23 protein-coding genes are annotated in these 22,126 nt (G+C 33.7%); 9 read left to right on the top strand and 14 right to left on the bottom strand.

The window, feature by feature from the left end:
- Positions 1-26: 26 nt before the first annotated feature.
- From HYN56_RS24205 to HYN56_RS24185, 5 genes are all read right to left on the bottom strand, one after another.
- Entirely contained in the window at positions 27-1,304 is a 1,278-nt protein-coding gene (locus HYN56_RS24205) for a chloride channel protein (RefSeq protein WP_109194550.1), read from the bottom strand.
- Between the two features lie 280 nt (positions 1,305-1,584).
- On the bottom strand, positions 1,585-1,974 hold the full coding sequence (gene gloA2 / locus HYN56_RS24200) for an SMU1112c/YaeR family gloxylase I-like metalloprotein (RefSeq protein WP_109194549.1): 390 nt from the start codon (positions 1,972-1,974) through the stop codon (positions 1,585-1,587).
- Entirely contained in the window at positions 1,974-2,549 is a 576-nt protein-coding gene (locus HYN56_RS24195) for a sugar O-acetyltransferase (protein WP_109194548.1), read from the bottom strand. The genes gloA2 and HYN56_RS24195 overlap by 1 nt, the downstream gene beginning before the upstream one ends.
- A gap of 3 nt (positions 2,550-2,552) precedes the next feature.
- The gene (locus HYN56_RS24190) at positions 2,553-3,011 is read right to left on the bottom strand and encodes a YciI family protein (protein WP_109194547.1); all 459 of its coding nucleotides are present in this window, start codon (positions 3,009-3,011) and stop codon (positions 2,553-2,555) included.
- 4 nt (positions 3,012-3,015) lie between these two features.
- Positions 3,016-3,480, bottom strand: a complete 465-nt coding sequence (locus HYN56_RS24185) for a DinB family protein (protein ID WP_109194546.1) — start codon at positions 3,478-3,480, stop codon at positions 3,016-3,018.
- A 232-nt stretch (positions 3,481-3,712) separates the two neighbouring features.
- Between HYN56_RS24185 and HYN56_RS24180 the strand changes: the two genes are divergently transcribed.
- From HYN56_RS24180 to HYN56_RS24145, 8 genes are all read left to right on the top strand, one after another.
- The gene (locus HYN56_RS24180) at positions 3,713-5,872 is read left to right on the top strand and encodes a TonB-dependent receptor (RefSeq protein ID WP_109194545.1); all 2,160 of its coding nucleotides are present in this window, start codon (positions 3,713-3,715) and stop codon (positions 5,870-5,872) included.
- 384 nt (positions 5,873-6,256) lie between these two features.
- Positions 6,257-6,877 (top strand): hypothetical protein, encoded by a 621-nt coding sequence (locus tag HYN56_RS24175; protein ID WP_109194544.1) that lies wholly within the window; start codon positions 6,257-6,259, stop codon positions 6,875-6,877.
- 25 nt (positions 6,878-6,902) lie between these two features.
- Positions 6,903-8,261: a 2TM domain-containing protein gene (locus HYN56_RS24170; RefSeq protein ID WP_109194543.1), complete on the top strand. Its 1,359-nt coding sequence runs from the start codon at positions 6,903-6,905 to the stop codon at positions 8,259-8,261.
- Between the two features lie 2 nt (positions 8,262-8,263).
- Positions 8,264-8,566 (top strand): 2TM domain-containing protein, encoded by a 303-nt coding sequence (locus HYN56_RS24165; protein WP_109194542.1) that lies wholly within the window; start codon positions 8,264-8,266, stop codon positions 8,564-8,566.
- On the top strand, positions 8,503-8,898 hold the full coding sequence (locus tag HYN56_RS24160) for a 2TM domain-containing protein (RefSeq protein WP_240622627.1): 396 nt from the start codon (positions 8,503-8,505) through the stop codon (positions 8,896-8,898). The genes HYN56_RS24165 and HYN56_RS24160 overlap by 64 nt, the downstream gene beginning before the upstream one ends.
- Positions 8,889-9,206: a 2TM domain-containing protein gene (locus HYN56_RS24155; RefSeq protein ID WP_091492059.1), complete on the top strand. Its 318-nt coding sequence runs from the start codon at positions 8,889-8,891 to the stop codon at positions 9,204-9,206. The genes HYN56_RS24160 and HYN56_RS24155 overlap by 10 nt, the downstream gene beginning before the upstream one ends.
- A gap of 22 nt (positions 9,207-9,228) precedes the next feature.
- A complete protein-coding gene (locus HYN56_RS24150; protein ID WP_109194541.1) occupies positions 9,229-9,609 on the top strand; it encodes a 2TM domain-containing protein in 381 nt (126 codons plus the stop codon).
- 39 nt (positions 9,610-9,648) lie between these two features.
- A complete protein-coding gene (locus tag HYN56_RS24145) occupies positions 9,649-10,410 on the top strand; it encodes a LytR/AlgR family response regulator transcription factor (protein WP_109194540.1) in 762 nt (253 codons plus the stop codon).
- 322 nt (positions 10,411-10,732) lie between these two features.
- Here the strand turns inward: HYN56_RS24145 and HYN56_RS24140 are convergent, their stop codons facing one another.
- Together HYN56_RS24140 and HYN56_RS24135 are read right to left on the bottom strand one after the other, a co-directional pair.
- Positions 10,733-11,758, bottom strand: coding sequence for a COX15/CtaA family protein (locus tag HYN56_RS24140; protein WP_109194539.1), 1,026 nt, complete (start codon positions 11,756-11,758; stop codon positions 10,733-10,735).
- Between the two features lie 15 nt (positions 11,759-11,773).
- Positions 11,774-13,207, bottom strand: a complete 1,434-nt coding sequence (locus HYN56_RS24135; protein ID WP_167398347.1) for a CCA tRNA nucleotidyltransferase — start codon at positions 13,205-13,207, stop codon at positions 11,774-11,776.
- Positions 13,208-13,806: 599 nt separating this feature from the next.
- Between HYN56_RS24135 and yaaA the strand changes: the two genes are divergently transcribed.
- Complete coding sequence (gene yaaA, locus HYN56_RS24130; protein ID WP_109194538.1) at positions 13,807-14,565, top strand: peroxide stress protein YaaA; 759 nt, start codon at positions 13,807-13,809, stop codon at positions 14,563-14,565.
- Between the two features lie 237 nt (positions 14,566-14,802).
- Here yaaA and HYN56_RS24125 read toward each other — a convergent pair whose 3' ends face one another.
- From HYN56_RS24125 to trpB, 7 genes are all read right to left on the bottom strand, one after another.
- Positions 14,803-16,392, bottom strand: a complete 1,590-nt coding sequence (locus tag HYN56_RS24125) for an MDR family MFS transporter (RefSeq protein ID WP_109194537.1) — start codon at positions 16,390-16,392, stop codon at positions 14,803-14,805.
- A 3-nt stretch (positions 16,393-16,395) separates the two neighbouring features.
- On the bottom strand, positions 16,396-17,475 hold the full coding sequence (locus HYN56_RS24120) for an HlyD family secretion protein (protein ID WP_109194536.1): 1,080 nt from the start codon (positions 17,473-17,475) through the stop codon (positions 16,396-16,398).
- Between the two features lie 12 nt (positions 17,476-17,487).
- Positions 17,488-18,810, bottom strand: a complete 1,323-nt coding sequence (locus HYN56_RS24115) for a TolC family protein (protein WP_109194535.1) — start codon at positions 18,808-18,810, stop codon at positions 17,488-17,490.
- Positions 18,800-19,429, bottom strand: coding sequence for a TetR/AcrR family transcriptional regulator (locus HYN56_RS24110; RefSeq protein WP_109194534.1), 630 nt, complete (start codon positions 19,427-19,429; stop codon positions 18,800-18,802). The genes HYN56_RS24115 and HYN56_RS24110 overlap by 11 nt, the downstream gene beginning before the upstream one ends.
- 289 nt (positions 19,430-19,718) lie before the next feature.
- Positions 19,719-20,480, bottom strand: a complete 762-nt coding sequence (trpA, locus tag HYN56_RS24105; protein ID WP_109194533.1) for a tryptophan synthase subunit alpha — start codon at positions 20,478-20,480, stop codon at positions 19,719-19,721.
- A gap of 69 nt (positions 20,481-20,549) precedes the next feature.
- Positions 20,550-20,870, bottom strand: coding sequence for a gamma-glutamylcyclotransferase family protein (locus tag HYN56_RS24100; protein WP_109194532.1), 321 nt, complete (start codon positions 20,868-20,870; stop codon positions 20,550-20,552).
- A 70-nt stretch (positions 20,871-20,940) separates the two neighbouring features.
- A complete protein-coding gene (gene trpB, locus HYN56_RS24095) occupies positions 20,941-22,122 on the bottom strand; it encodes a tryptophan synthase subunit beta (protein ID WP_109194531.1) in 1,182 nt (393 codons plus the stop codon).
- Positions 22,123-22,126: the final 4 nt, after the last annotated feature.

Below are 22,126 nucleotides of genomic sequence, written 5' to 3'. Positions count from 1 at the left end.
TTTTTTAGTTTTTTTAAAATCTCTAATTATTTAATCAGGCTTGGAGAATAACTGTAAACAGTATACGGATAAATTGCTTTCGCGGTATATTTTGAAATCAAACAAACTACAAGAATTGGCAAAAACAAAGTATAATCATTTGTCAATCCGCATACTAAAAATATTGCAGTAAATGGGGCATGAATGCTGGCACTTAAAACAGCCGCCATTCCGATAATCATAAAATTTACCGGAATTACATTGACATGGAAAAAGGTATTTAAAACCGAAGCCAATAACAATCCTAAAAATGCACCGATAAATAGACTAGGAGCAAAAACACCACCATCGCCTCCGGAAGCAAGCGTTATTGAGGTTACGATTGGTTTTAAAATTAAGATTGCAATAAATGTCATTGCCAAAGTAATAGTTAAAGGAAGCTGATTTGAAGTTCCAAAAATTCCTTTTATAGCATGATAACCTTCTCCATATAATTGAGGGAAAAAGAATAGTGAAATACTTAAAACGGCAGATCCGATAATGATTTTGTAATAATGTTTATTGATTTTTCCGAATTGAGATTTAATGAATAAAACACATTTGGTTAAATAAACAGAATTCATTCCGGCTAGAATTCCTAAAAGGATAAAATAAGGAATGGCTTTTAAATGCCAGGTTGTAATGGAAACTGCAAATAAAGGCTCTTCTTTTAAAATAGTTAATAAACCAAAAGCAATCGAAACGGCAACTAAATTAGATATAATAAAAGCGCGTGTCACTTTTCTGGAAATTACTTCGAAAGCAAATAAAACTCCCGCAATCGGACTGCTAAAAAGTGCTGTAATTCCGGCAGCAACTCCCGCACAGATTAATTCGGTTTTGTATTGACGGAAAACATTTTCTTTTTCATGAGCGACTGAACCAATTGTGGCAGTTGCAACAACTGTCGAAACTTCGATTCCGGTTGATCCTCCAAAAATAACAGTCAATAATCCGTTTATAAAGTGAGACGGAATTTTATAAGATGGCAGATTTTTTTTAGTCTGTGTACTTTCAAAAACTTCTTTAATGCCTTTGTTTTCTTTTTTCTTGAAAAGATATTGCCTTAGAAAATAAATTACAGATAATCCGAAAACAGGGAAAATAATGTAAAATAATGGATGAACCGAAACTTCATGGAAGAAAATCTCTTCGTAATACTCGGTTATTTTTTTGAGTGAAATTCCGAGGAAGGCTGAAAGAAAGCCAATTAGAATAGAAACAATAACTAATTTTCGGAATTTAATGAATTGATGATTTTTTTTGATTTGCGCCGTTTTGTTCATCAGGAGTGATTTTGTAAATCGCATTTTTATGCGGATTACAAAATTAAGCATCAGATTTGGTTTTTTACAAAAAATAAGCAATATAATGTGTTAAAATCGTAAAAACAGGTTTTTTCTTACGGTATGTTTTAAAGGTATAGAAAAGTGAAGGAATCTCGCAAAGTCGCGGAGACGCAAAGTTTTTTCGCTCGCGATCGAAATCACAAGCTATAACTTGAAGCATCATTAGAAATGAAAACTTTGCGTCTCCGCGACTTTGCGAGATTAAATTTTCCCTAGCTTATCTTTCATAAAACTCTATTGGCAGTAAATCTGGATCAGCAACAAAAGTGAAACGTTTTTCGGTTGTTTCATCAATTCGGATTGGTTCTGATTCAATATTTTTTGAAGTCAAAAAAGCAATGGTTTCTTCCAGATTGATCACTTCAAAAGCTAAATGACGCAAACCGACAGCTTCTGGTCTTGAAGGTCGTTGCGGCGGATCTGGAAAAGAAAATAATTCAACCACATACGAACCATTTAAAGCCAAATCTAATTTATAAGACTGGCGTTCTTCACGATAAATTTCTCTAATAATAGTCAGACCTAAAATCTGGGTATAGAAATATTTAGATTTTTCGTAATCGGAGCATAAAATGGCAATATGATGAATTTTGTTGAGAGTAAGCATTATGATTTTGATTCAGGTTCTTGATTTAATTTTCTAATTATTTTTGCTGGATTTCCAACGGCAAGTGAGTTGTCCGGAATATCTTTTGTCACAACAGATCCAGCGCCAATAACACAACCTTTTCCAATTGTCACTCCAGGGCAAATAACCGAATTGCCTCCAATCCAGCAATCGTCTCCAATGGTAACAGGATAAGCATTTTCTAGCGTTTTTCTTAATTCAGCATCAAGCGGATGCGAAGCGGTATAAATTTGAACATTTGGCGCAATAAATACATTAGATCCAATATTTACAGGCGCACAGTCCAAAACGACACAGTTTACATTAAAATAAACGTTTTCTCCACAGAAAATGTTATAACCATAATCGCAATGAAAAGGAGGTTCAATATATAAACCTGCTCCAGCGTTTGGTATTAGTTCCTTTAAAATTTCTTTTGCTTTTTTGGTAACTCTGTATTCTTTTACATTCAAACTGTGTAAAAGGTTTTTTGCTGTACGACGACCTTTTAGTAATTCAGGATCAAAGGCATTATAATATTCGCCAGAGATCATTTTTTCTTTTTCTGTTTTCATATTTTACATTTTCGTCTTGGCAATTTTCTCATGCATTTTCGGAATTTCCTGTAATGCAGCTGAGCAATACCAAGGCGTTAATTCGGCTTCAAGTAAATTGGCTTTTATAGCGGGATCTGTTTCTACAAGCTTTTTTGCTTCTTCAACAGTTTCAACATTAAAAATATAGATACCGCGATAATTTCTGTCATTTTTCATAAAAGGCCCTGCTACGGATAGCTTTCCTTCTTTGGCTAATTTGTTGATGTTTGCCATATGGCCTTCAAACATTTTTTTACTTTCTTCTTTTGACGCTGTTGTATTGCTGCCTGATTTTAAAAGACAGAAAACATATTTCTTCATCCCGTATTCATCAGCATTTAATGACTTTGCCAATTTTTCATCGTATTTCGTTTCAGTTTCCTGTGAAAAGCCGATTATACTGAAAAATAAAAAAGCTAAAAAGAAAATAGTGTTTTTCATAATGTTAGTTGTTTAGTAACTTCTTTAAAATAACAATCTGCCCCAAATGATACACGTCATGCTGAATAATTCCATGAATATGTTCGTAATACGTATGACCGTTATTGACATAGATTTTCGCTAAATCTTCATCATTAAAACTTTCAAAAAAAGTATTCCATGATTCCTGTGATTTTGCCAGCGTTTGAAGCGATTGTTCCCAAGCCACTTCTGAAGGATCTAAAACAGGAACAAAATAATTATGATCCGGAGTTACGATTACTTCGCCTTGCATGCGTTCCAGAATGTTTCTTCTCCATTGAATAAGATGATTCACAATTTCCCAAATCGTGTTCAGGTTCGGATTTGCTTTTTTATAAGCTTGTTCTGCCGTTACGTTTTTTAAAGTATTAGCCAGATTAACTTCCAGCCAAGGATTTCCATTATAAATGGACTGATATAAATTTGAGATTCTTTTGCTTTCTGACATAAATGGTAATTTTTTGGAATTCCTAGCTAAGATACAAATTTTGGTATTTACAACTCATCCTCGAAAATCTACAATTGGGTTATTATATATTTTTTAACAGGAATTGTTAAAATACATTTGCTTCATCAAAAACCAATAATCATGAAATCGCCACTTAAAAAAGTTTGCTTGTAAACACCTTTAAATAAAAGACGATAACATATATGACCAAAACCAATAAAAATCAACAGGTATGAAAACCAGAATTACTTTTATTTTATTATTGTTAAGCACTTTTACTTTTGCACAGAATATTATTTCAGGAAAAGTAACAGATCAAAAAGGAAAACCAGTTGCAGGAGCTAATATTTATATTGACGGAACTTATGACGGAGCAACAAGTTCTGAAACCGGTGAGTTTTCTTTTGAAACAACTGCTCAGGGAAATCAATTTATAGTGGTGAGCTTTTTACTTTTCGAAACTTACAAGAAAGAAATCGATGTTACCAATTTTAAAGATCAAACAGTAAAATTAAGAGAAAATATGAATGCTCTTGATGCAGTTGTTATTACTGCTGGGACATTAGAATCTGGTGAAAAGGCGAGAGTTTCTGTTCTAAAACCTTTAGATATTGTAACTACGGCGGGTTCGGCAGGAAATATTGTAGCTGCGTTACAAACTCTTCCAGGCACGCAGACGGTGGGTGAAGATGGGCGTTTGTTTGTACGTGGAGGTGAAGCCAGCGAAACACAGACTTTTATTGATGGAATTCGTGTAGCACAGCCGTATGGAGCAACAACGAATAATTTACCAACAAGAAGCCGTTTTTCTCCTTTCTTATTTAGCGGAATCGCTTTTTCTACTGGAGGATATTCAGCAGAATATGGCGAGGCATTATCAAGTGTTTTGCTTTTGAATACTAACGATGAAGAAGACCACGAAAAAACAGATATCGGATTAATGACGGTTGGATTGAGTTTAGGAAATACTCAAAAATGGCAGAAAAGTTCTTTGAGCGTAAATTTGGCTTACATCAATTTAGCTCCTTATCAAGCTGTTATTCCACAAAATGTAGATTGGAATAATCCCTATCAATCACTTGGAGGTGAAACGGTTTACAGATATAAATTCACAAACGGAATCTTTAAATTATACGCTTCTTTTGATTCAGAGAAATTCGATTTAAATCAGAAAAATATCAATTTCGAAAATCCGATTCGAACTGATATGAACAATAATAACTTTTATTTGAATTCTTCATATAAAGGAACAATTGGAACAGGCTGGCAGTTAACTTCTGGAATCAGTTATGGTTACAGTAAAAATAAATTGAAATACAATATTACTGATGTTGACAGCAATGAAAATGCGGCTCAGTTAAAACTAAAATTATCTAAAAAAGTTTCTAATTACTTCAGATTATCTTTCGGTAGCGATTATTTCATCACAAAATACAACCAAAATTTTGATGACAATGTTTCTATAAACGGTGCTAATGGATATGACTCTAACATTTTTGCAAGTTATGCTGAAGGAGATATTTCGTTCTCTAAAAACCTAGCGTTAAAAGTTGGTTTAAGATATTCAAACAATAGTTTGCTAAACGAAAATAATATTGCACCAAGGGCTTCATTAGGATTTAAAGCTTCAAAATACAGTCAGTTTTCATTTGCTTACGGGGATTTTACTCAAACACCGGTTGTAGATTATATTAAATTTTCAAAATACCATCAGTTTGAAAGCGAAAAAGCAAGACATTATATTTTTAACTATACATTTACAAGACCTGGACAATTGCTTAGAACAGAGTTGTATTATAAAGATTATAGCAACTTAGTTCAATATGATACACAAGATATTCAATACAATTCGGTTTTCAATAATAACGGTTCAGGTTACGCAAAAGGATTCGATTTGCTTTGGCGAGACAGCAATTTGTATAAAAACCTAGAATATTGGATTTCTTATTCTTATATCGATTCAGAAAGACAGTATAAAAATTTCCCAACTATGGCGACTCCAAATTTTATTGCAAATCATAGTTTGTCAGTTGTAACGAAGTATTTCATTACCGACTGGAAATCGCAGGTTGGATTTACAAATAGTTTCAGTTCAGGACGTCCGTACAACGATCCGAACCAGACTCAATTTATGAGTGGAAAAACAAAATCATACAATAGTTTAAGTTTTAACTGGGCCTATTTACTGACAACACAAAAAATCCTTTATTTCTCAGTATCAAACATTTTAGGAACTCAGAATGTTTTTGGATACGATTATGCCAAAACACCGGATGCAAGCGGAGTTTATCAAAGACAAGCAGTTGTTCCAACAGCAGACAGATTTTTCTTCGTAGGTTTCTTCTGGACGATCAGCCAGAATAAAAATGAGAATCAGTTGAAGAACTTGTAGTTTTTTAGTTGCAGAGGAGCAAAGGTTCAAAGTGACAAAGGTTTTTCTTTGAGTATGATTTTGATTTTTAAATATTAAAAAACCTTTGTCACTTTGAACCTTTGTCACTTTGTTGCTCAAAAAGAAACAATTCATCATCAAAAATCAACAACTCAGTATCATTTAATTTTAAAAGAATAAAAACCGACATACTTTTGAAGTATAAATTAAATAAAGGCTCAAAGTTGCAGAGTAACAAAGTAACAAAGGTTTTTTTGAGAGCTCAAAAACTCTGTCCCTTTGAACCTTTGTTCCTTTGAACCTTAAAAAAAGAGTTTTAATCATCAACAAAAAAACTCAGAATCTCAGAACCTTAGTAACTTAGAAACTTTAAAAAAAGAAATCATGACCAAAATTATCACAGTTATTACATTATTTATCTGCAGTTTATTATCTGCACAAACACAATTTGAACAAGGAATGAATAAAGCTTTCGGGCTTTGGAAAGAGGGTAAAAATGCAGAAGCTTCTGCAATGTTTGAAAGAATTGCGGCAGCAGAAAAAACAAGCTGGCTTCCTAATTATTATGTAGGTTTAGTGAATACATTAGCTGTTTTTTCAGAAAAAGATAAAACAAAAATAGAGTTATTACTAGTAAAAGCTCAGGATGCTGTTGATGCAGAAATGCTAAAAGACCAAAGCAATTCAGAATTATATGTTTTACAAGCTTTAATTTATACAGGATATGTGGTAGCCGATCCAATGACAAACGGAATGAAATATTCCGGAAAAGTAATGGAAGCTTACGCGAAAGCTAAAGCGTTAGATCCAAATAATCCAAGAGCTGTTTTTGGTGAAGCTGATTATCAGTTAGGAGGAGCAAAATGGACAGGAGTTGATACAAAGCCTTTGTGTGCACAAGTTAATAAAGCTATCGAACTTTTTGGTACATTTAAACCAGAAACGCCTTTTTCTCCAAAATGGGGATTAGAAAGAGCTTTAGAAGTGCAAAAAACTTGTAAATAATAAAATTAATTTAAGCCAATTTAGAATGAAAGACCGTGAAATCTTATTTAGTGATTTGAAAAGTGGAACGATAACATGTTTCAAGATTTCCATGGTCTTTGCTGTAATTTTTACAGCTTTTTTAGGAGAAGATTTAAATGTCAGAAACGTTCTTGTTACTTTTTTTGTAAGCTGTTTGTATTCTTTCGGAATTGGTATGGGTAACGGATTCCTGAATGTACTTCTTGATAAAAGATGGGATTGGAAAGAACATACTAATACGAGAGTGTATTACGGAATTTTAGTTACGGTTTTATATACTGTTCCGGTAGTTTTGGCAATCAACTATTTTATTTTCGTAGTCTTGCAGGACCAGACTTTAGACGTTTTCTTTGGACCAAGAATGATATGGGTACATCTGTTTTATATCATTCTTTCTTTAGGAGTTTCGACTTTCATGCAGGCTAGAAGTTTTATGATAAAATGGAAACAAGCCTCTAAATTTGAACTTACACAGCAAAAAATAATTGCAGGAACAGCTAATGCGCAATTTGAAAGTTTAAAAAACCAGATCGACCCGCATTTTCTCTTTAATAGTTTAAATGTTTTAAGTTCTTTAATTGAAGAAAATCCGGATAACGCGCAGCGTTTTACCACTTCTTTATCTAAAATCTATCGCTACGTTTTAGAACAGAAAGATAAAGAACTGGTTTCGGTTGAAGATGAATTATCATTTGCCAAAACCTATATGAACCTGTTAAAAATGCGATTTGAAAACAGCTTGTTTTATGAACTGCCAACAGAAAGTATGAATCCGGAGGCAAAAGTAGTACCGCTTTCGTTACAACTTTTACTTGAGAATACGGTTAAACATAATGTGGTAAGCGAACAGAAACCGCTTCATATTAGAATATTTATTGAAAAAGATTATTTGGTAATTCAAAATGATCTTCAGAAAAAAGAAGTACTGCAGGACAGACGAGGTGTTGGACTGCAGAATATTGTAAATCGATACGGAATTATTACCGACAGAAAAGTGATTGTAGAGCAGGACGAAAATAATTTTACGGTTAGAATTCCAATTTTAACAAAACAAATTGCAGCTATGGAAGCAAATGCAGATTTTAACGACGAAGCAAAAGCCTATTACAGAGCTAAAAAAAGAGTAGAGGAACTGAAAGGATTTTATGCCAATGTGATTTCTTATTGTTGTGTGATTCCGCTTTTAATTTTTATCAATTTAAGGTTTTCACCAGGATTCCAATGGTTTTGGTTTTCTGCTTTAGGATGGGGATTTGGAGTTGCCATGCACGCTTTTAAAGTGTTTGGTTACAGCTCAGATTGGGAAGAAAGAAAGATCCGAGAGATTATGGAAAGAGACAACAAACAAAAAACCTGGAAATAATCATGGAAAAAGATTTTACAGAAGCAGATCGTTATTACAATGCTCAGAAAAAAGTAAAAGAAATTAGAGAATTTTATGACCATCTTACAGTTTTTGTACTGGTAAATCCAATTGTGATTGTAGTTAATTTAATGACCTCGCCAGGATATTTATGGTTTTTATGGTGCTTGATGGGCTGGGGAATGGCAATCATTTTACACGGACTGAAAGTTTTTAGTTTTCCTCCTTTTTTTAATAAAAAATGGGAAGAGAAAAAGATCAGAGAAATCATGGAAAAAGAACAGAATCGAAAAACCTGGGAATAAGTATGGAAACTAATTTTAATACCGATCAGGAAAAACAAGAACTGAAACAGTTGGCCAGCAAGAAAGTTTTGAAGCTGAAATCCTTTTACAAGCATACTTTTCTTTATATCATTGGAATCACGCTTTTTCTTTTGAAAGAATATACAGAACTGCCTTTGCATGTTTTTCCAATCCAGTTCTTAAACGGTGTTGTAATGATTATCTGGTCGGCAGTCTATATTGGTTCTGCAATTGATGTTTTTGCTTCTTTCAAGATTTTTGACGAAGATTGGGAAGCGCGTAAAGTAAAAAGTATTTTAGATAAAAGAGAAAAAAAACAAAAATGGGAGTAATCATGGAAATGAATTTAAACGAAGAGGATAGATACCTCCAGGCAAGAAAAAAAGTAGAAAACATAAAAGGTTTTTATGGAAATCTGGTAGCTTTTGTATTAGTGAATGCAATATTGATTTTTATAAACTTATATACATCACCACAGTATTTATGGTTTTTCTGGCCATTATTATGGTGGGGAGTAGGCGTAGTTTTTCATGGATTAAAGGTCTTTGAAGTTTTTCCGGGAATGGGAAAAGAATGGGAAGAAAGAAAAATCAAAGAATTCATGGAAAAAGAGAAACAGAATAAAAATAAGTGGAAATAATTAGTTTTTAAATCAAAATATTATGGGACGTTTTAGAAGAGAGATGTACGAAGAATATGCAAAACAACACTCAGGAGAATTAAGTACAGACGAAAGTTACAATGCAGCCTACAAAAAAGTAAAAAAGATAAAAGGTTTCTATTCGCATTTAAAAGTTTACATAATTGTGAATATAATTATTATTGCATCAAGTTTGAGTAGAAATCATGAAGTAGGAGGAATCGATTTCAGTGGTTTAACAGAATGGCATACGTATTCGACAGCATTCTTTTGGGGAATTGGTTTAGTAGCGCACGGACTGTCTGTTTTTAGTTCAGAATGGTTTTTTGGTTCTGACTGGGAGCAAAGAAAAATTCAAAAATATATGGATAAAGAATCTTCAAATAAAAATAAATGGGAGTAACTTTGAACGATTATTTTTTCAAATTTTAGCATATAGTAAATGATCACATTAATTATAGAAGACGAAAAACCAGCTGCAAGATTGCTGCAAAGAAAACTTGAAAAGTTAGAGGTAAAAGTAGAAACGATGCTTCATTCCGTTGAAGAATCTATCGAATGGTTTGAAAACAATCCGCATCCGGATTTGATTTTTCTTGATATCCAATTATCAGATGGTTTGTCGTTTGAAATTTTTGAAAAGATCGATATTAAAAGTGCTATCATTTTTACAACCGCATACGATGAATATGCATTAAAAGCTTTTAAATTAAACAGTATCGATTATCTTTTAAAACCAATCGATGAAGATGATCTGGAAACAGCTGTTTCAAAATTTAAAACCCGTATTCCCAAAGCAGAAACTTCGAATCTGCAGTTAGACTTCGAACAGATTCGTCAAATGCTTTCCAATCCTTTTGAGAAAGCTTATAAAAAGAGATTTACGGTTAAAATCGGACAGCATTTAAAAGTTATTACGACAGAAGAAATAGAATGTTTTTTTAGTGAAAATAAAGGAACTTATATTCATACTTACGAAAACCGTGATTATTTAATCGATTCCACTTTGGAAATTTTAGAGCAAGAATTAGATAAAAAGGATTTCTTTCGCGTAAGCAGAAAATTTATTGTGCCATTAAAAGCAATCAAAGAAATTCAGGTTTATACCAATTCACGTTTAAAAGTGATTTTACCAAGTTATAAAGAGGATGAGGTAGTTGTAAGTCGTGAAAAAGTACAGGATTTTAAATCCTGGCTGGGGTAGTTTTTTATTGGATTGCAAGATGTGTCGTTCCTACAGAACTTTATGTAGGGCGCATATATTATTTCAACGGATTGAAATCCGTTGCTACAATACATTTTCATTCCTACGGAATTTTCTTTTTTTTTTTAAGTTAAACCTATTTTATTTTAAAAGAGCCATAGGCTCGATACATTTTGTAGGGCCGGATTTTAATCCGGTTAAAATAATACCTCTCCAATATTGAGAACCGTAGGTTCAAATCATATAATTAGTTTAATATTCGTAAACACAAAAAAAGAGCTGAAGAAAAATTTTCAGCTCTTTTTGGGTATCGTTCAAAATATTATTTACTCAATCTATGCAACGTAAATGTCATGGCACTTAAAAGGAAAAACGCCATAATCTGGTGAATTAACCCCAATGCCAAAGGAACGCTGTACAATAAAGTAAATACTCCAAGTAAAAACTGAATGAAAACAAAAACAACTAAAGTATTGATTCCGTTTGACTGCGTTCTTGTAAGCGTGTATTTTTTACTTTTAAAGAAAAGAAATAAAATAGCTGCTACAACAACATAAGCAAAAGTCCTGTGTACAAACTGAACACCGCTTTTTCCTTCAATCAAATTCTTAATTAAACTGGACTGTTCAATAAAAACCGATTCGTGAATAAATTCTCCATCACTCATTAAAGGCCAGTGATTGTGAATTAATCCAGCATTTAATCCTGCCACAAATCCACCGTAAATAATTTGGATTAATAAAGCCACTAACGCATAACGTGCAATTTTACGAAGCGGTAAAATTTTATTGATATTTCTTTCAGGATAAATCAAATCCAGAGCGACCCAAAGCGTATAAGCAAAAGTGATAAAAGCAAAAGTTAAATGTAGTGAAAGTCTAAAGTGGCTTACGTCTGGATTATCAATCAGTCCGCTACGAACCATAAACCATCCTAAAAATCCCTGGAAACCTCCCATTGCCAAAAGCACAATACATTTTTTAATCGTTGGCGTATCTAATTTCTTTTTTGATAAAAAGTAAACAAAAGGAACAAAGAAAACCAAACCAATAATACGTCCGATGAAACGGTGAAACCATTCCCAGAAATAAATGAATTTATAATCTGCTAATTGAAAATCGTTGTGAATATTGATTTTTTGGTATTCAGGAAACTTTTTATATTCATCAAAAGCAGCTTGCCATTTAGCTTCAGTTAAAGGAGGAAATGTGTCGGTTACCAAGTGCCAGTCGGTCATTGATAAACCTGAATTGGTTAGGCGGGTAATTCCGCCCACAACTACCATTAAAAATAATAAAACACAACCCGATAGTAACCAAATGATTACTGATTTATTCTCTTTTTTCATTTTATTAAATAATACTTATTTCTCAACTTTTTTTAAGCCTAATTTTTCCGCTCTTTTAATCACAAAATCATAAGCAGCCTGATATTCATTTGGAATAATACCTTCTAAAATGGCTTCTTTAACAGCTTCTTTCAAAACCCCAATTTCTCGTGAAGGTTTTAAATCGAATATTTCCATAATTTCTTCACCTGTAATTGGCGGCTGGAAATTACGAACGTGATCGCGTTCTTCTACTTCTATAATTTTCTTGCGGACGATTTCAAAGTTTTTATGATATTTCTTGAATTTCGATGGATTTTTGGTGGTGATATCTGCTTCGCACAAAGTCATTAAATCTTCAACATCTTCGCCAGCATCAAAAACCAAACGGCGAACTGCACTGTCAGTTACAATATCCTGTGCCAAAACAATTGGTCGCGAACTCATAATAACCATTTTTTGCACAAATTTCATTTTGTGATTCAATGGCATATGTAAACGTTCGAATATTTTCTTTGCCATTTTTCCACCCAGAAATTCATGTCCGTGAAATGTCCAGCCTTGTTTTTTAGTGAAACGTTTTGTTGGTGCTTTTCCAATATCGTGCAATAAAGCTGACCATCGTAACCAAACATCATCAGTATTTGGGCAGATGTTATCCACAACTTCAAGTGTATGATAGAAATTATTTTTATGTGTATGGCCTTCAATTTCTTCTACCTGATTCAATGCTGTTAATTCAGGTAAAATCAAATCTAAAAGTCCTGTTTTATACAAAAGTAAAAAACCGGTAGAAGGTTTTGGCGTAGAAAGAATTTTGTTCAATTCATCTACAATTCTTTCGCCGGAAATAATTTTGATACGATCAGCATTTTTCGTGATAGCATTTAACGAATTTTCTTCAATTTCGAAATTCAATTGTGTTGCAAAACGAATGGCACGAAGCATACGCAAAGGATCATCAGAATAGGTAATATCCGGATCCAAGGGCGTTTTGATTGTTTTATTTTCTAAATCGGTTAAACCGTTAAAAGGGTCTAAGAGATCTCCAAAATTAGTTGAGTTTAATGATAAAGCCAATGCATTGATCGTAAAATCACGACGGTTTTGATCATCTTGTAAAGTTCCGTTTTCTACAATAGGATTTCGGCTGTCACGAGTATAAGATTCTTTACGTGCGCCAACAAATTCGATATCCGTATCTTCAAAACGAAGCATCGCTGTTCCGTAAGTTTTAAAAACCTGAACTTTTGGTTTGTTCGGAAGTAAATCGGAAACTTTAAGTGCCAATTCGATGCCGCTTCCAACAGCTACTACATCAATGTCTTTTTTGGAACCACGATTTAAAAGCAAATCACGAACAAATCCGCCGATCACATAAGAGTCAACATTTAATTCCTGAGAAGCTTTCGAAATGATATCGAAGATTTTGTTTTGTAAAGCAGTTTTATAGTTTGTTTGTATCGCCACGAATTTAATTTTTGAATAAAAAATACATTTCGGATTTCAATTGAAATAAAATGCATGCAAATTTACAACATAGAAAATGCCTATTATAATCTAGAGCTCACTTTTTTGAACAATTTCACATTTTGTGGTGCAGAATTTTATTAAAATGGGAAAGGTTGTCACGAAGTGCACGAATTCTCAAGAATTTATTTTTTAGCCACAGATTTAAAGGATTAAAAGAATTTTTAATTAGTGAAAATTTGTGCAATTCGTGGCAGAAAAAAATAGAAATAGATTAAAAAAAATCTGTGGAAATCTTTTTAATCTGCGGCAAAAAATCTTCACAATCAATGTGAAAGAAAAATTAGTGAAAATTAGTGCAATTCGTGGCAGAAAAAAATGGAAATAGATTAAAAAAATCCTTTTAATCCTTTAAATCTGTGGCAAAAAATCTTCACAATCAAAGTGAAAGAAAAATTCGTGGAAATTGGTGACTCGAGCGATAGCGAATAGGCGAAGCAAATTCGTGGCTAAAAAAATAGAACAATAGAACAAATCAATTGCAAATAATAATTTTTAGAAATTCAATTTGTATTTTTGAATCATAGAAAAAAGCACACATGAAAATTGTTATATCTCCAGCGAAATCATTGAATTTCGAAAAAGAATTACCAACTCCTCAATATACCGAACCTTCGTTCTTAAAAGAAGCAAGAGTGGTTCATAAAGTAGTAAAAACTAAAAAGCCAGCTGAATTATCGGAACTAATGTCCATCTCAGACAAACTAGCCGACTTAAACTGGAAACGTAATCAAGAATGGAAAACACCTTTTACTGCAGAAAATGCACGACCAGCGGTTTATACTTTTGATGGTGATGTTTACACAGGTTTGGATGCTTATACAATTCCGTTAGAAAAATTAGATGGTCTTCAGGATAAATTGAGAATTTTATCCGGACTTTATGGTCTTTTAAAACCACTTGATTTAATGCAAGCTTATCGTTTGGAAATGGGAACTAAAATGCCAGTCGGCGAATATAAAAATCTTCACGAATTCTGGAAACCTGTTGTAACAAAAGCTTTAAACAAAGAATTAAAGAAAGATGAATTATTCGTGAATCTAGCGAGTAATGAATATTTTTCTGCCGTGGATGTAAAAGCTTTAAAAGTTCCTGTAATTACGCCTGACTTTAAAGATTACAAAGACGGAAAACTAAAAATGATCAGTTTCTTTGCCAAAAAGGCGAGAGGTATGATGGTGCGTTATATCATCGATACTAATGCTGAAACTATTGATGACTTAAAAGGTTTTAATTACGAAGGATACCGATTTGATGCTAATCTTTCAAAAGGAAATCATTTGGTTTTTACAAGATAACTTTTTGAAGATGCTGAGGTTCTAAGATGCTAAGATGCTAAGTTTTTTTAAACGCAAAGACGCAAAGATTTACGCAAAGTTCGCAAAGTTTTTATCACAAAGCTTTGCGAACTTTGCGTTTTAATGATATTCTCGGAATTAAAAATTCTTTGCGTCCTTTGCGGTTAAACAGAAAAAATAAACGCCGAATTCTGAATGATGAATTCGGCGTTTCTGCGTATTATAAAATTATTATTATTAATGCATTGCGTCGGCTGCACTAATTTTGTTCTTCCCTTTTTTGATAAAGAGAATAATCGGTATGCAACATAAAAACATAATTCCTAAATAAAGGAAAATATCCATATAAGCCATTACAGTACTTTGTTTCATGACTGACATTTCGATAGCCTGATACGCTTTTTTCAGAGCAACATCAGCGCTATATCCTTTTGCCATAAACGCGTGCTGCATTCCTGCAATTCGCTGTTGTACTTCAAATTTGGCCGGATCAAGATTATTAATCAAATCTACTCGGTGCGACTGGCTGAAACGGGTAATGAAAGTGGTAATAATCGCAATACCAAAAGATCCACCCAATTGACGCATCATTCCGGTAAATGCAGCTCCTTCACCAATTTGTTTTCCTTTCAAAGTCGAAAGCGAAAGTGTCGTGATAGGAACGAAAAGTAATCCTAAACCTATTCCTCTTAAAATTAAAGGCCAATACATATGTTCAACACCAGTGTCCGGTGTCATTCGGCTGTACATCATAAAGGTAAAGAAGAAGAAAATTAAAAATCCTACTCCAACCATATAACCCTGTGGTACACCTTTCTGAATCATACTCCCAACAAATGGCATCATAATAGCCGTTGTAATAGATCCCGGAATCAATAATAATCCGGCATCAGTTGCTGTCCATCCCAGAATTGACTGCGTATAAATTGGGATAATTAATGTTGAACCATATAAACCGAAACCTAAGATGAAACACATTACGGTTCCAATTCTTAAATTTCCGTCTTTTAGAACACTTAAATTCACAATTGGATGCTTGTATGTAAGCTCTCTCCAGATAAACAGAATTAATCCCAGAACAGTTACAACACTTAAAGTCACAATTAAAGAATCATTAAACCAGTCGTCTTGTTGTCCGTGTTCCAAAACGAATTGTAAAGATCCAATAAAAGTGCTCAGCAAAATAATTCCCCACCAGTCAACCTGATTGGCTTTTAGTTTCTCTCCATATTTTGGACTTCTAACAAAAGTTAAGGCCAAAATAGTAGCGATAATTCCTAATGGAATGTTGATATAGAAAATATAAGGCCAGGAATAATTATCCACTAAATAACCTCCTAATGGCGGACCTAAAGTTGGTCCTACAATTACACCCATTCCGTAGATAGCCTGCGCCATTCCACGTTTTGCTACGGGATAACTCTCTGTAATAATCGTTTGGGCTGTTACCAATAACGCTCCACCACCCATACCTTGTACGAATCGGAAGGCTACAAGTTCCCAAATATTGGTGGCGTTACCACACAAAAAAGAACAGACAGTAAATATTATTATGGAAGCCACAAAATAATTACGTCTTCCAAATTGCTGTGATAGCCAGCTTGTCATCGGAATTACAATAACATTCGCAATTGCGTATGCTGTAATAACCCATGCCACATCGGTCAAGGTAGCACCAAGACTTCCGCGCATGTCTGTCAGCGCTACGTTTACAATCGTAGTATCTACGATTTCCAGCAGTGCACAAAGTACTGCTGTAATCGTAATGATAACTCGTCTGAAACCGTATTCTACTAAATCGTCGTCTGCTTGTACTGCTCCTGCCATGTTTTATTTTAAATGTACATCAACGTCAACGTTCATTCCTGGTCTTAAAAGTTTTACTTTTTCAGGATCGTTAGATTCGTCGATCGTGATTTTTACTGGTAATCTCTGAATAGTTTTTACGAAGTTTCCTGTTGCGTTATCAGGAGGAAGTAATGAAAAACGAGATCCTGTAGCAGGAGAGAAAGAAGATACAGTTCCTTTAAACTCATAGTTTGGATAAGCGTCTACTTTTAAACCTACTTTTTGTCCAACCACCATTTTATTTAATTGAGTTTCTTTAAAGTTAGCTACAACCCAAGCCTCATTATTATTGATGATATAGAATAAAGATTGTCCTGGCTGAACCAATTGTCCTGGCTGAATATCTACTTTAGAAACCTGACCGTCAATTGCAGCAGTAACTACAGTATAAGAAAGATTTAAGTGTGCAACATCTAACATTGTTTTTGCTTTTTTGATGTTTGCTGCAGCAACTTCTGTTTGTTTGTCAGAAACTTTAGATTTTGACTGAATAACCGATTTTTGGTAAGATGTAGCTTTTTGTTGTTGCTCTAAAACACGTACCTGGTTTTCTGCTTCTTCTTTTGCAGTTAAAGCCTGCTCATATTGTTGTTTTGTAATCGTATGCGTTTTGTACAAGTTATTGTAACGGTTATAATCGTTTGTTAGCTGTCTCAATCTAATCTTTGCACTTTCTATAGAACCACTCGCAGATCTCATTTGTGCATCAGAAACAGAAATACTTGCGTAAGCACTTCCAATGTCAGCTTTTGCAGCTTCAAATTGTCCTTCAGCGCCTAATAAAGCAGCATTTGCTTCATCAATCTTTAGCTGATAGTCTCTTTTATCAATAGTAAATAAAGTATCTCCTTTTTTTACATAATCATTATCTTTCACATAAACTTTACTGATATATCCTGAAACTCTTGGGATAATTGGGTTCATTCTTTTCTCAACCTGAGCATCATCCGTTTCTTCGTGTGATTGTGCGTGTAAGTATTTTGATATTCCGTAAGTTCCTCCCACTAAAACCAAAACGGCTAGTATGATGATGAATTTTTTATTTGTCTTTTTCTTTTCCATGAGAGCTATCGATTATATTTTTGAAAGATTGAATGATTGTGATAATTGTCCTGATACTGAAAGTAATTCGTAATATTTTTGAATAATTGTTGCTTTGGCAACAGCTGTATTGATTTTTGCGCTTAGTTGTTCAACATCTGCTTCAACTAAATCATTAGTATCTGCAAGACCATTGTCGAATTTATCTTTTACAAGTCTATAATTTTCAGCAGCTTGTTGTAGAGCCTCTTCGTAAACCACGCTTTGGTTGATGGCTAAGTCATAATCCTCAAGAGATTTCTGAACTTCAACTTTAATACGGTCCGTCATGATTGCTTCGGTATTTTTAACTTCCAAAGCTCTGCTTTCCGCTTCTTTTACGTGTGCACTGTTTTTTAGAATTCCGGATAAATCATATGATAAACCTAAACCAAAATTCATAGCATATTTTACTGTAATGATATCTTTCAGATCTAAAGCAGTATATCCTCCAAGCAAAGAAAGCGTTGGGTAATAACCTGCTTTTGCAATTTTAATATTTGCCTCTGAAGCTTTAGACTGTAAGCGAATTGCTTCTAAATCTTTTCTGCTTTCCAACGCTAATGCATCAGTTGTTGGAGCATTATTGGTTTTTAAATTAAAGAAATCAGCCTCATTTACCTGAAGTTGTGTTTCAGGAGCCATTTTCAATAAAGTTGTCAGATAAAAATTAATATTGTTTAAGTTATTTTTAGCTTCATCAATAGATAATTGTGTTTTTGAAACTAACAGTTGTGCTTTCAACAAATCGTTTCTCGGAATAATTCCGTTTTTCTCTAATTCAGTGAAATCAGTAACACGCTGTTTAGCACTTTTTTGATTTTCGTTTAAAACATCTAAAGTTTTCTGTGCTTTATATAATGCAGTATAATAAGTAATCACTTTTAAAGCAACATCTTCTTTTGTTTTTGCAGCATTAGCAGTTTCAGCTTCGTACATGCTGTCGTAAGCATCAATACTGCTTTGAATTTTAAAACCTGCAAAAATAGGTAAACTTAAATTTGCCATTCCAAGCATTGCACGGTCTGGAGAAGCCAGAGTGGCAGCACTTTCTCCTTCATTGTGCATATCAATAGAAGCTTTTGTAAGGCGCTGATATTGACCGGAAATTTTTAAATCCGGATACTGATTATTTTTTACGGCTGTTAACTCGTGTTTTTTGGTGTTTACCTTAGTGTTGGCAAGCGTAACTTCGTTACTCTTTTCCCAGGCCATTTTTACGGCTTCATCTAAAGTTAAACTTGTTTTTTCTTGTGCTTCTACTGAAGATATTCCGATAAAGAATATTCCAAAGAGCATTAATTGACTAATTTTCATAAACAAGTAGCGCTTTTATAGTTTGTTGAATGTGCTTTGTAAGATCGTTTTTAATGTAATTGTTAAACATTTCTTCTGTTTTTAAATCAAATAATTCTTCGAAGAAAGAGCGATTCATGTGAAAGTGAAAAAAGGTTCCAATAATTGTTGGAGTAATAAGCTGGATATTAACATCTTTTCTAAAAACTCCCTGAGACTGACCCTGCTTGATAATGCTTTCAACCGATTTTAAATTTCCTTTTTTAAGTTCGGTAAAAGCTTCAAGGCTTTTTTCTCTCTTTTTATTGTAAAGTTCAAAATGTAAAACCCTGTAAATCCCCTTGTTAAGGCAAATTCTGTTAATGTAAATTTCGATTAATTTATTGACTTTTTCAAGAGGTTCGATGTTTTCTTGCAATAAATTTTCGAGTTGTAGTTTTAGATCAACAGTTTTGTAAAAAATCAGAGCTTCCAGTAGCCTTTCTTTTGAACCAAAATAATACGAAACCATGGCAATGTTGATTTTTGCCTCTTTGGAAATGTCCCGTATAGATGTACCCTCAAATCCTTTCTCAGAAAACAGCTTTTCAGCGACGTTTAGAATCTGAATTTTTTTGTCGTTCAATTCGATGTGTGACATGGTATTGTTTCTAATCAGATGCAAAATTAAACAGTTGTTTAATTTAAACGCTTGTTTAATTTTATTTTAACATAATATTAACATAAAACGGTTTCGATAATTTTGAGCAAAAAAAAAGCTGAAATTGTATTTCAGCTTTCTTCCCACATAGTTTTGTCATTTCGACGAAGGAGAAATCTCCAAGACGATTATCCGTAAAGTGTATCAATCTTTGTAGAGCTACTTATGGAGATTTCTCCTTCGTCGAAATGACAAACTACGCGAATAAAATTTCTCAATTTGAATTTAACTATCGAATCCCTCCAACAAATTCTGCAATTTTTCCGCTTCCGCTTTCGCTTAAATGTTTGATAAAAGCACTCCCAATAATAGCACCTTTAGCATATTTTGTTGCCTGATTGAACGTTTCTTTATTCGAAATTCCAAAACCAACAATTTGAGGATTTTTCAAATTCATTGCTCCAATTCTTTCGAAATAAGTTTCCTGAGTATTTCCAAAACCAGATTGAGAACCTGTAACACTTGCAGAACTTACCATATAGATAAATCCGTTTGAAACGCTGTCGATAAAACGAATTCTTTCGTCTGAAGTTTGAGGTGTAATCAAAAACACATTGATTAAACCATATTTTTCAAAAATAGCTTTGTATTCGTCGGCGTAAACGTCAACCGGAAGATCCGGAATAATTAAACCGTCGATTCCAATTTCTGCGCATTTTTTACAGAAAGCTTCGACACCATATTGTAACATCGGATTAAAATATCCCATAATAATCAACGGAATTTTTACGCTTTCGCGAATGTTCTTTAGCTGATCAAAAAGAATCTGAGTCGTCATTCCGTTATGAAGTGCCTGAGTCGAACTCGCCTGAATCGTTGGTCCATCTGCCAAAGGATCGCTAAATGGAAGTCCGATTTCGATTAAATCAACTCCGTTTTTTTCTAAATCCTGAATAATCTGCACCGTATCATTTAAGTTGGGATAACCTGCAGAAAAATAAATCGAAAGGATCTTTTTATCTTCTTGTAATTTTTGAGTTATTCTGTTCATTAATATGTATTTTTTATCTTAACCGATTTCCAAAATCGGTTAAGTTTTTTATCGTAATATATTTAGCGATTATTTATTTTCCGTATAAATCCACGCCGTTCTTCCCGATTTTAGTTTGACCTGAACTCTTTTATAGGAATTAGATTCAAACTGATCGACTTTTAATAATTCATTATTAGTCACTTCGAAAACAGCACCATGTATAATGTCTTCCAGATTTTCGCTAGGTACTGCAACAACATAATCAGCCATTCCAAATTCCTCCTCTATTTGTAAACTTTTTAGTTTGTAACCCAATATTTGATCTTGAGTTCCAACTAAAACTTTATTAAAAATCTGCATCTGAATTTGTTTCGATCTTAGTGTTCCGTATGAGAATAATAGTTCCATAATTATGATTTTTCTCGTTATTTGTTAGCGTTGGTGATTTTAAAAACCAACGTCCAAATTACAATTTTTATTACAATTTAAAGTAATCAATATAATTATCTAAATCTTTATCGCCACGACCCGAAAGACTGATCACTACAATATCTTCTGGTTTGAATTTCTTTTGATCCAAAACTGCAAAAGCATGAGCACTTTCTATTGCCGGAATTATACCTTCTAGTTTAGTTAATTGAAGACCGGCATTCATGGCATCATCATCGGTTACAGAGAAAAATTCCCCACGTCCAGTTTGTGCTAAATGCGCGTGCAATGGGCCAACTCCAGGATAATCTAAACCGGCAGAAATAGAATACGGTTCTGTAATTTGTCCATCTGTTGTCTGCATCAACAGCGTTTTACAGCCGTGGATAATTCCAACTTTTCCTAATTTACTTGTAGCTGCACTATGACCGCTGTCAACACCTTTTCCGGCTGCCTCAACTGCAATAATTCCAACTTCCGGTTCGTGTAAAAAATGATAATAAGTTCCGGCAGCATTACTTCCGCCGCCAATACAAGCCACTACATAATCAGGATTCTCGCGACCTTCTTTTTCTTTTAACTGCCATTTTATTTCTTCTGAAATAATACTCTGAAAACGAGTCACCATATCCGGATATGGATGCGGTCCAATTGCCGAACCAATGATATAATGTGTATCGACAGGATTGTTAATCCAATCACGAATCGCTTCGTTTGTAGCATCTTTTAAAGTACGAGAGCCTGAAAGTGCCGGACGAACTTCAGCACCTAACATTTTCATACGAGCTACGTTTGGAGCCTGACGTGCAATGTCAATTTCTCCCATATAAACAATACATTCGATTCCCATTAAAGCACAAACTGTTGCAGTCGCCACACCATGCTGACCAGCGCCGGTTTCCGCAATGATTCTTTTTTTACCCAGACGTTTAGCTAATAAAATCTGTCCGATAGTATTGTTTACTTTGTGTGCTCCGGTATGATTTAAATCTTCTCTTTTTAGATAGACTTTTGTGTTGTATTTTTCAGATAAGCGTTTTGCAAAATACAATGGGCTAGGGCGTCCCACATAATCTTTAAGCAGTTGGTTGAACTCTGCTTTAAAATCAGGTTCGTCCATAATGCTTAAGTATTTTTGGCGTAATTCTTCTACATTCGGATATAACATTTCCGGAATGTAAGCTCCTCCAAATTCTCCGTAATATCCTTTTTCGTTAACGTTAAAACTCATTTTT

Source organism: Flavobacterium crocinum (assembly GCF_003122385.1).
GTDB classification, from domain to species: domain Bacteria; phylum Bacteroidota; class Bacteroidia; order Flavobacteriales; family Flavobacteriaceae; genus Flavobacterium; species Flavobacterium crocinum.
This window is presented reverse-complemented; position numbering and strand designations above follow the sequence as displayed.